This is a genomic window from Halomonas sp. MES3-P3E (assembly GCF_002836035.1).
GTDB classification, from domain to species: Bacteria; Pseudomonadota; Gammaproteobacteria; order Pseudomonadales; family Halomonadaceae; genus Vreelandella; species Vreelandella arctica.
In genome coordinates this window covers 1-10,719 of the sequence record NZ_PJBT01000046.1, presented here as the reverse complement: position 1 = coordinate 10,719, position 10,719 = coordinate 1, and the positions used below count along the sequence as shown (strand labels likewise).

General features: G+C 55.0%; 9 protein-coding genes. 6 read left to right on the top strand and 3 right to left on the bottom strand.

From position 1 onward, the window contains the following. The first annotated feature begins 14 nt into the window (after nucleotides 1–14). From CXF87_RS22400 to CXF87_RS10655, 5 genes are all read left to right on the top strand, one after another. Nucleotides 15–125, top strand: coding sequence for a hypothetical protein (locus CXF87_RS22400; RefSeq protein WP_442906356.1), 111 nt, complete (start codon nucleotides 15–17; stop codon nucleotides 123–125). A 17-nt stretch (nucleotides 126–142) separates the two neighbouring features. Continuing rightward, a complete protein-coding gene (locus tag CXF87_RS10670; protein ID WP_035561679.1) occupies nucleotides 143–499 on the top strand; it encodes a P-II family nitrogen regulator in 357 nt (118 codons plus the stop codon). A 285-nt stretch (nucleotides 500–784) separates the two neighbouring features. Next, complete coding sequence (locus tag CXF87_RS10665) at nucleotides 785–1,924, top strand: TolC family protein (RefSeq protein ID WP_232774888.1); 1,140 nt, start codon at nucleotides 785–787, stop codon at nucleotides 1,922–1,924. A 21-nt stretch (nucleotides 1,925–1,945) separates the two neighbouring features. Continuing rightward, nucleotides 1,946–3,154, top strand: a complete 1,209-nt coding sequence (locus CXF87_RS10660; protein WP_101146629.1) for an efflux RND transporter periplasmic adaptor subunit — start codon at nucleotides 1,946–1,948, stop codon at nucleotides 3,152–3,154. Nucleotides 3,155–3,168: 14 nt separating this feature from the next. Next, nucleotides 3,169–6,366 carry an efflux RND transporter permease subunit gene (locus tag CXF87_RS10655; RefSeq protein WP_035561689.1) on the top strand — a complete coding sequence of 1,066 codons (3,198 nt, stop codon included), beginning with the start codon at nucleotides 3,169–3,171 and terminating at the stop codon, nucleotides 6,364–6,366. Between the two features lie 52 nt (nucleotides 6,367–6,418). Here the strand turns inward: CXF87_RS10655 and CXF87_RS10650 are convergent, their stop codons facing one another. Continuing rightward, the gene (locus tag CXF87_RS10650; protein WP_035561693.1) at nucleotides 6,419–7,741 is read right to left on the bottom strand and encodes an ATP-binding protein; all 1,323 of its coding nucleotides are present in this window, start codon (nucleotides 7,739–7,741) and stop codon (nucleotides 6,419–6,421) included. 29 nt (nucleotides 7,742–7,770) lie between these two features. Further along, nucleotides 7,771–8,442 (bottom strand): response regulator, encoded by a 672-nt coding sequence (locus CXF87_RS10645; RefSeq protein ID WP_035561696.1) that lies wholly within the window; start codon nucleotides 8,440–8,442, stop codon nucleotides 7,771–7,773. A gap of 383 nt (nucleotides 8,443–8,825) precedes the next feature. On the opposite strand from CXF87_RS10645, the gene CXF87_RS10640 reads away from it, so the two are divergent. Then, entirely contained in the window at nucleotides 8,826–10,151 is a 1,326-nt protein-coding gene (locus CXF87_RS10640; RefSeq protein ID WP_035561699.1) for an IS1182 family transposase, read from the top strand. Nucleotides 10,152–10,503: 352 nt separating this feature from the next. Here the strand turns inward: CXF87_RS10640 and CXF87_RS10635 are convergent. Continuing rightward, a partial coding sequence (locus CXF87_RS10635) for a transposase (RefSeq protein ID WP_198556052.1) occupies nucleotides 10,504–10,719 on the bottom strand: 216 nt, incomplete at its 5' end.

Below are 10,719 nucleotides of genomic sequence, written 5' to 3'. Positions count from 1 at the left end.
ATGTCCAACGGCCACTGGCAACGGTTGTGGTTGGCGGTCTGATCACTTCAACGCTGCTGACGCTGGTGGTGTTGCCCAGTGTGTACCAGTGGTTTGCATCTGAACGTCGTGACGTTTCAGTCTGATAGTCAGGAGACGGTTTATGTATGAAATAAAAGCGTATGTCAGAGAAGTGATGGCAGAGCATGTGGTTGATGCTCTGGCCAAAGTTAAGGGGGTGGCAAGTATTGCTGTCGTGTCTCTCGGCGAATTTGGTCATCTGGTCGGCGATGAGTCGCCTCTGGAGAAAGTGAAGATGGTCAAGCTGGAAATAGACGTAGCGACCGATGATGTCGCTGGTGAAGTTGTGGAACTCATTGTCAGAACGGGCAGAACCCAGGAAGGGCACCCGGGTGACGGCAAGGTGCTTGTATCCCGCCTGGTTCGGGCTGTTCGTATCGACGATGGTGCGACCGACGAGAGCGCACTTCAACCGGCATCAAACCAGCGCTTTTCCTAGATTGGATGGCGGCATCGTGGCCATGAGTCGCGTTGCCGCTTCTCCCCGCCCTTATTGAGGAGCACTTTCAAGTTCCCTGAGCTAATGCCTTCCAAATTCAAGTTCATTTCAACCTTTTCACTTACTATCTCCACCTCTACCTACTTTGTCATGGACGCCTCGCGCCCATGAATTGTGGCTATTTACCCCTTCGGGAGAAAGTCGATGAAGGCAAGCAAGCACTCGCCCAGGGCGTTGCTGTGTTCAGTACTATTGTCTATTCCTCTGTTCGGTCAAGCGGAGACTGTGAATTGGACAAATTGGCTCACTGGCCAGATAAGCAAGCATCCGGATGTCATGGCGGCGACAGAGCAGGCGGCAGCCCGGGATGCGGATGCTGAGGCAAGCGAACAACCGCTGTATAACCCGGAGCTGTCTGTTGGAACAGACAGAACGGGCAGTGAAAACAACTTTGAGGCAGGGCTATCACAAACGATCGATTGGTCTGATCAACAGGGTGCGCTAAAGGACAAGGCAAAGCTGATCAGGCTTTCCGCTGAAGCTGATTTGAACGAGGCGGTTTTGGCACAAACGTCCGAGTCGCTGTTTGCGCTTGTCGAGTGGCGCGCGGCGACGCGTGCCGAAGAAATTGCGGAATCCCAACAGCAGCGCCTGGATGCCTTGCTGGACCAGGTTGAACAGCGCCAGCAGGCAGGTGATCTGGGGCGTGCCGACGCAGAGCTTCTGTTTTTAAATCTATCCCGTCAGTTGAGCGAAGTCGCCCAGGCAAAGGCCGCAGTTGATCGAGCAGAAACTCAAGTTAGAGAACGTCTGCCGGACTGGAGGCCTCAGGATGGGGGAATCCCCGGGCACATTTGGCCGGCTCTTGCTTCCAGGGTCGATAACGACAATTTGCTGGATCATCCGTCAATTGCTGCTGCCCGCGCGAGGTGGCAGGTGCTGCGGAGCGAAGCCGAGGTGGTCAGTCGCAGAGCGACGGCATCTCCCACGGTCGGGCTGAGCGGAGGGCGTGATGGCGGTGAGAACCTGGTTGGCCTGACGTTCTCGATCCCTCTGAACGTCCGTAATAACTACAGCGCTGAAACCCGGGCTGCGAATCGACGGGCTCTGGAGGCGGAAGCGCGGTTTCAGGCGCTCTACCGGAAACGACAATATGACCTGGCAGGCGCTCGCGCTTCCTGGAAGCGATACGACAAGCAACTCCGTCGATGGAAAGAACTATCCCAGGGGCGTGTACAGCGAAGTGCCGATTTGCTTGAGAAGCAGTGGCAGGTCGGCGACCTCTCCACCTCTGAGTATCTCCAGGCGCTGGGCCAGCGCGCGGAGAGCCTGAAAACCGGTATTGAACTGGAAAAGCAGGCGCAGCTGGGTCTGATTGAGCTCTTGAGTCAGTCTGGCGAACTGATCACCCCCTTCCAACAATAGTCTGGAAACTGGATATTCATTATGAAAAAAGCTCTGATTTCAGTATTCGCATTGACGTTGCTTACAGCCCCACTTTCTTTTGTACAGGCAGAGGAAGATGCTCATCAGGAAGCCGGTCATGATCATGCTGCCAGTGGCGACGATCATCAGGAAGTCACCGGTGAGAAGGGCGAGCATAAGGAAGATCATGGTGAAGAAGGTGAGCATGAAGAGGAAAAAGCAACTACCGCAAGCATCAATGCCAAACAGAAAGAGCTCGCCGGCATTGAAGTAGCAACCCTCGAAAGCAAGCGCGTTGACTATGAAATTTACGCGCCCGGTGAGCTGCTGACCAACGGCTATACCAGCTATCACGTGTCCCCCCGGGTTGCCTCAGTGGTGCTGCGGCGTCACGTGGAACTGGGTGAGCACGTAACCAAGGGCCAGCCGCTGGTAACCCTGTTCAGTGAGACGGTGGCACAGGCGCAGGCGGATTACAGGAAAGCTTTTCCTGAATGGAAGCGAATCAGCGGGCTGGGTCGTTCCGTGGTTGGCGATCAGCGGTTCAATACAGCGAAAGCCAACATTGAAGCAGCAAGGGCGACTCTGCTTGCTTACGGGCTGAACGATGATGACATTGGTGCGTTGAAGGCCAGCGGGGTGGATAGTCTCGGTGAATACATGCTCAGGGCTCGCGTGGATGGTGCAGTACTGACCGATGAGTTTGAGCAAGGACAAAGAGTTGAGGCTGGCCAGCCGCTGGTGACTCTTGCTGATGAGAGTGAACTTTGGGTAGAAGCCCATCTGCCAGCAAGCTCCGACATTGTTCTAGAGAAGGGCGCGGAAGCCGAAGTCAGGGCAGCGGGTCGTGTGGGCGTGGCAACGGTGTCCCAGGAAGCCCACACCATTGATCCTGTGACCCGCACGCGGATTGTCAGGCTGGAGCTGGACAATCCTGAAGATCGTTTTCATCCAGGAATGTTCGCAGATGTGTATTTTCGTTTTAAGACCAGCGAGCCGGTGCTTGCCGTGCCGGAGACTGCATTGATGCGTGGCGCGGACGGCGACTGGACGGTCTATGTGGAAGAGGCCGAAGGCGAGTATGAACCCGTGGAAGTGGAACTGGGCCGCTCAATTGGCGGGCTCCGTGAGGTTTCCGGCCTGGCTGCGGGCCAACGAGTCGTTTTGCGGGGCGCATTTTTTGTGGCCTCTGAAATTGCCAAAGGCGGCTTTGATCCGCACAACCACTGATTCCGGGAGTCATTATGTTCAACCGAGTTGTCGACTGGGCGGTTCAGAACCGCCTGTTGGTTCTTATTGCGCTTGCAGTGCTTATCGCCACGGCCGCGTTTCAGATACCAAAACTGAATCTTGATGCTTTCCCCGACGTTACAAACGTCCAGGTCGCTGTTAATACAGAGGCGCCCGGACTTGCGGCTGAGGAAGTCGAGCAGCTGATCACCTATCCCATTGAAGCGGTGATGTATGCGTTGCCGGATGTTGAGGAGGTTCGGTCCATCTCCAAAACCGGGTTGTCTGGTGTCACCGTGGTCTTTAAAGAGGGCACGGATATCTATTTCGCGCGCCAACTGGTTTTCGAGCGGTTGCAGGCCGCGCGGGAGCTGATTCCGGACGGGGTCGGGGTGCCTGAAATGGGGCCGAATACGTCCGGTCTTGGCCAGGTCTACCAGTACTTGCTGATAGCGGACCCGGATTCGGGGTACGACGCAATGGAATTGCGCAGCTTGCACGACTGGCTGGTCAAACTGTTGCTGATACCGGCTGAAGGGGTTACGGAAATCCTGTCGTTTGGCGGAGAGGTCCGCCAGTACCAGGTTAACCTGAACCCGGCGCGAATGCTGTCCTATGACTTATCACAGAACGATGTCATGGAAGCCCTGGAGAACAACAACTCCAATGTTGGGGGCTGGTATATGGGCCGCGGGCAGGAGCAGTTGGTTATTCGCGGTATGGGCTGGCTGGGTAATGGCGAGCAGGGGCTCGAGCAGATCCGTCAGGTGCCCGTTAAAACCAGTGATGGCATTACAGTGACAGTGAACGATGTCGCCGAGGTAGCGCTGGGCACTGAAATTCGCCAGGGTGCGGTAACCATGACCCGGAAGGATGAAGCCGGTCAGGTTGAACAACTGGGTGAAGTGGTTTCTGGCATTGTACTCAAACGAATGGGGGCCAACACAAAAGCCACCATCGACGGCATCGAGGCCCGCATTGATCGCATAAATCAGGCGCTTCCGAGTGGGGTTCGTTTTGAGCCCTATTACAACCAGGCGGATCTGGTGACCAAGGCCGTAGAGACGGTGACCAATGCACTTCTGTTGGCTTTTGTGTTTATTGCGATCGTGCTTGCCCTGTTCCTGATGAATCTTCGGGCAGCAACGCTCGTGCTGCTTTCTATACCGATTTCTATCGGTATTGCGCTGATGATCATGGCCTGGTTCGGTCTCTCGGCCAACCTGATGTCTCTGGGCGGCATTGCTGTGGCAATTGGCATGCTGGTGGACGGCTCTGTTGTTATGGTCGAGAACATGTTCAAACATCTGACGCATCCGGATGCTGAGCATGACGCCCGTCGGGATGAATTGGTGAAAAACGACCCTGACCCATTGGACGCGTCACACGATGACCATGGCATTGCGCTTCGACTGCAGGAGGCAGGCCGGGAAGTGGCGCGACCAATTTTTTTCGCGACGGCGATTATCCTGGTCGTTTTCATGCCTTTATTCAGCTTTGAAGGTGTGGAAGCCAAGCTTTTCCAGCCAATGGCGATCAGCATCATGCTGGCCATTGTGTCCGCTGTGATCGTCGCTCTGGTGGTTGTACCCGCGCTGGCGTCATACATGTTCCGTAAGGGTATCCGGGAGCGGGAAAGCTTCATTCTAAAACCCCTGGAAAAGCTCTATCGCATGGGGCTTGCCTGGTCACTGAAGCATAGCCGCGTGGTTGTTGGCGCGGCGGCTGTTCTTGTTGTGCTGGCGGCGCTGGTTGTGCCACGACTCGGCACGGAGTTCGTGCCTGAACTGGAAGAGGGCACGATTAACCTCCGGGTGACCCTGGCCCCTTCATCAAGCCTTGATACGGCGCTTGAAGTGGCGCCAAAACTGGAAGCCATGCTGATGGAATTTCCAGAAGTGACCTACGCGCTGTCCCGGGCGGGGCGGGCGGAAATAGGCGGCGATCCGGAGCCCGTCAACAACATCGAAATCTACATTGGCCTCAAGCCAACAGCCGAGTGGACCAGCGCCAGTAATCGCTATGAATTGCAGGCCCTGTTTGAGGCGAAGCTCGAACAGCACCCGGGGCTACTGTTTAACTTTTCTCAGCCTATTGCAACTCGGGTTGACGAATTGTTGTCTGGTGTCCGCGCGCAGTTGGCCATCAAACTCTTTGGCCCGGATCTCAAGGTGCTGGCCGAGAAAGGCCAACAGATCGAAGCGGCGGTCCGAACTGTTCAGGGGACCCGGGACGTGGCCATGGAGCAGATTGCCGGTGAAGCGCAGTTGGTGGTTCAGCCAGACCGTCAGGCACTCTCCCGGTACGGACTCGCCGTGTCTGATGTGATGAGTGTCGTCCGGGACGGACTGGGTGGTGCCGCTGCGGGCCAGATCATCAACGGCAACGAGCGGTATGATATCTATGTGCGTCTGGCCAAACGTTTCCGGGAAGACCGGGATGCCATTGCCGATCTCAGGTTACAGGCGCCGTCCGGAGCCTGGGTGAGACTTGGTGATGTTGCCGATATCTCTATTCAGTCCGGTCCGCCTCAGGTGCGCCGCGATGACGTTCAGCGCCGTGTGGTCATTCAGTCTAATGTGCAGGGTCGTGACATGGGCAGTGTGGTTGCCGATATTCAGGATGTTATCGCGTCAGAAGTGAACCTTCCCCCCGGCTATTCGGTGGATATTGGTGGTCAGTTTGAAAACCAGCAGCGAGCTCAGAAACGATTGACCATTGTGGTCCCTGTATCTCTGGGCCTGATTGCGCTGTTGCTGTACTTTGCTTTCAGTTCGGTTGGTCAGGCACTGTTAATCCTTGTCAACGTGCCGCTTGCTGTCATTGGTGGCGTCTTTTCGCTCTGGATTTCCGGCCAGTACCTTTCAGTCCCCAGTTCCGTTGGATTTATCACACTGTTTGGTGTGGCGGTGCTTAACGGGGTCGTCATGGTCGAAAGCATCAATCAGCGAATACAGGATGGGTTGAGCATGGATGCCGCGGTGTTTGAAGGTGCCGTCTCCCGTTTACGTCCTGTCTTGATGACAGCAATAACCTCGGCACTCGGTTTGATACCGATGCTGTTGTCGACGGGCGTGGGTGCTGAAATCCAGAAGCCACTGGCCAGCGTGATTGTTGGCGGCCTTATCACCGCAACTTTCCTGACGCTGTTTGTTTTGCCGGTTCTGTTCGGTCGCTTTTCGAGAGCCAAGGTGAGTGATATCCAACGGTAAAAAATGGGAGAAGCCGCGCTGCGTCATCGACGGTTGCCTTTCTGGAGGTTTTCTAATCCGGAAGTGGCAGTAGAATGACAATGCTGGCTCCTCCGTTTTTTGAGGTACCCATGTTCATCTGTCCGAGGTTGTCTTCGACAATCTCGGACACGATGGACAATCCGAGCCCGAAACCGGCGACCGTTTCATCCAGCCTGGTACCCCTGTTCATGACAGTGGCTGCCGCCTCGGGAGAAATTCCGGGGCCATCGTCCGCTACTTCTATGGAGAGTCCTGATGACGTGCGGGCGATTGTAACGTCGACGGTTGTCTGGCACCACTTCCCGCCATTTTCGAGTAAATTGCCAAGTAGCTCTGAAAGATCCTGTCGCTCCATTGGCCAGCTGAAGTTTTCAGGTAAGTTGGTGTGGAGGCGAAAAACCGTGTCAGGGAAGATTTTTTCCATAACGGTGATGACACTTGCCGTGATTTCAACCGGCATGCACGTCCGTCCCATCTGTCTGCCTGATATGTCTGCTTTGCTCATCCGGTATTTCAGGGATTTGTCAAGCTCCCGCAAGTTAGAGGCCATAAACACAACATCCTCCCGGGACGGAGGCAAGGTATCGATATCCGACAAAATGGCAAGATTGGCAGAAATAGAGGTTTTGACCAGGTGAGAGAGATCGGAATTCAGGCGGCGGTGGCGGTCCAGCCGCCGGTTTGACAGCTCGAGCAAATCATTGAGCTGCCGGATCAGCGGACGAAACTCTTCCGGCACGTGAGGGTTCAGACGACTTTGTTTCCCGGATTGGAGCCGTCTCAGGTCCTCTTTTATCCTACTGATGGGCTTTAACGTCAGATGTGTGGTGGTTCCAATCAGTGCCAGCAGTATCGCCAGAAGAACGGCCGAGGCACCGAGCAATGTCAGGTGGGCCTTCAGCGGTCGTTCAGAGAGCGCCCCCTCGGTTTCAAGAACGGTGATTGAGGCCAGTTTTTCACTGGCGGAGAAAATGCGTTTGAGCCCGAAAAGCGTGTTCGCACCCTGCGCTATGTGGATGAAACCCTCGGGCTTCTCTGCAGCGCCCTGCAGTTGGCTCTGGTCAAAGTTCGGGCTCGCCAGGACGCTTCCGCTAGCCGTTTCGATGACGATGGCATGCCCCAGAAGCATTTCAAACTGATTGATCATGTTGCTGAGGTCGTCGGTTGTGGGGGATTCAGCCTCAATGATTGCCTGAAAGTTTCCCAGCTCTTTGTTCAGGTGTTGCTTCCTGGACTCGTCCGATAGTTGCTTTATCACGTAGGTGTGTGAAAAGAATATCAGAGTAAAATATACGAGGCTGAAAACAGCCCCATACTGAATGGCTGTTCTGCGGATACTTTTCGGAGCAGACATATTTTAACCTGGTTGGTTCACTCGGGCGTTCAGCGGTTAGGATCTTTTTCGAAGAAGTAGCCCTGGCCACGCAAAGTCTTGATTTTATTGCCCCCTATTATTTTTCTGAGCCTGGCTATATAGACCTGAACAACATTTCTGGTGGGGCATCTTTCTATGTTGTAGAGGGTTTCAACCAGGTCGTCCTGGGAAAACACCCGGTCCGGTGAACGGAGGAAACACTGCAAAAGGCGGAATTCCGTAGCTGTCAGTCTGAACTCTTTCTGGTCGGGCGTGGTAAGCGTTCGGTAGGTGGCGTTGAGATGAAATCCGTCGACGCTGATCTGGTCTGTCGTTCTGCCGTCCTTTCTGCGGATAATCGCACTGAGCCGGGCTTTCAGTTCATCAAACTCAAACGGTTTGGGAAGGTAATCGTCGGCACCCGCGTTCAACCCTTCTACTCTCTCAGTCCAGTTGGAGCGTGCGGTCAGAATAAGGATGGCCTCTTTTTTCCCGTTTTTTCTCCATCTTTGCATTAAAGACAGTCCATTTTCATCGGGCAGTCCGATATCGAGAATAACGGCCTGGTAGGAGCTTGTTTCAATCAACGAGTCCGCTTCTTTGCCGGTTTTGGCGATATCGACTGTGTAGTGCGCCTGCGCAAGCCAGTCCGATATTCTTTTGGCAAGTACCGCATTGTCCTCAACAATCAGAATTTTCATTTGTAAGCGCCGTTTTTCGAGGTGGGAAAGTTTCGCCAGTCTGCCATGGATTGTACCAGTAACGGCAACTCCCCAGAAAAACAGCAACCCGTTAAAAATGGGGGGTTACCGGTCGACTTTTCAGTTTGATTTCAGTTGCACCGGGTAGCGTCAACAATCGAGCCACGAACGCGAGAAGCTGTATATACATGGTTTTAGGAGCAACCTATGAGCGATAGACATTTCTATGCAGGTGTGTCCAGGCGCCGCCTTATACAAGGAGCTGCCACAATGGGACTTCTTGCCGGTTTCGACAGTTTGTTACCGGCCTATGCTAGGAGTCTGCGCGGCAGGAGCCACCTTCTGGCATAATACGTAAAAATTCTTCAGCACCGGAGAATCCGATGGGAACCACCTTCCGCCCCTATTCACCTGATCAGGAACTGCTTCTTCCCCCGAGCCTGAACGAGTGGCTGCCCGAAGGGCATCTGGCCTATTTCATCAGTGACGTGGTCGAGGAACTGGATCTGAGTGCCTTCTACGCCCGGTATGAAGGGAGCGGTCGGCGCAACTCGCCTTTCGATCCGCGGATGATGTTGAAGGTGTTGATCTATGCGTACGCGACCGGCGTGTTTTCATCACGAAAGATCGCCCGGAAGTTGGAAGAAGATGTCGCCCTTCGGGTCCTGGCGGCTGGCAATTTCCCCAGACACCGCACTATCTGCGATTTTCGCAAGCAACACCTGGCTGCGTTCAAGGCCGTATTTATTCAGGTGGTCCGGATCGCCCAGGAAGCGGAATTGGTTACTCTCGGTACGCTGGCGATTGATGGCACCAAGGTCCGGGCCAACGCCAGTAAGCACAAGGCCATGAGCTATGACCGCATGCGGGAGGAAGAAGCCCGTCTGTCAAAAGAGGTTGATGAGCTTTGTGGCCAGGCTCGCCGTGTGGATGAATCGGAAGACCAACAGTTTGGCCCGGATCAGCGGGGCGACGAGTTACCCGAAGAGCTTCAGCACCGTCAGGGGCGGCTGGACAAGATCCGGGCAGCGAAGGAGAAACTGGAAGCGGATCAAAAAACGCAAGATGAGGCCAAAGGCCGGCATCCAGACGATGATCGCCGCTCACCCAAGGGTGGCCGGAACTTCAAGAGAGATTATGGAGTTCCGGAGGACAAGGCTCAGAGTAACTTTACCGACCCCCAAAGCCGGATCATGAAAACGAATGATGGGTTCCAGCAATGCTATAACGGCCAACTGGCCGTGGATGGCGAGTTCCAGATCATCGTGGGCAACCGCCAGGGTAACAACCCCAGTGATAACGGCTGTCTGGTGCCGCTGCTGGGCGAGGTAAAAGAAACTCTGGGAAGTTACCCAGGCCAATGTCTGGCTGATGCGGGTTATCGCAAAGAGGAAGACTTGCAGGCATTGGAGACAAAAGGCATAGATGGCTACGTCTCGCTGCGCCGGGAAGGCAAAAAAACCGGAGATATAAACGCGAGCCGGTACCCGGCGACGGCCCGCATGGAGGAGAAGCTTACCACGGCGGAGGGGCGAGCAGTCTACGCTCAGCACAAGCACATGGTTGAGGCGGTGAATGGCTGGATCAAGAATGTCCTGGGCTTCCGGCAGTTCGGCTTGCGGGGCCTTCAGGCGGTGCAGGGTGAATGGGATCTTGTCTGTCTGTCGCTCAATCTCAGGCGCATGAGTTCACTGATGAGGTTGGCATAAGTCGCTGAGGCAGCCTTTGGCTCACGGTAGGTACAGCTGGGGCCCTGCGATGCCCCTTTTAACCGGTTAACTGGCTGGATCGAAAGCGATGATGGAGCCGATCCGATATCGCGAACACTCCTTCCGGCCAGACAATGATCCGGTCTGGCGGAAACGAGGGCTCAAAACGTTTCTGCCGCGCAGACTCCTAGCCCGGATTTCTCATAGGTCCCCGGCAAGTCTCGCAGACTGTGCAGGTTACCGCCACTACCGCTCATTTGCGGCCGCGATTGATTAATAACTGATCAATTTCTGTTGTCCGGACACACGGCCCCCTTTCCCCCATTGAGTCGGGCCGGGGGAGCCCAGGCTTCTATTCCGGAACCAGTTGACGCACCAGGTCAGAGAGTTCGTCTTTGTAAGGATAGGCATCGCTCATCAACACCCGTATGCGTCGAGTGTTGCGAATGATGACCGCGCCCACCTTGATCAGCTTCAGCCGCAGGTTACTGGCGCTCATTCTCTCGAAGGGGGTCTTCTTCAAGTGGGCCCGTAATCGCTCGAACAACGTGTAGGCAAAGCCCGATAA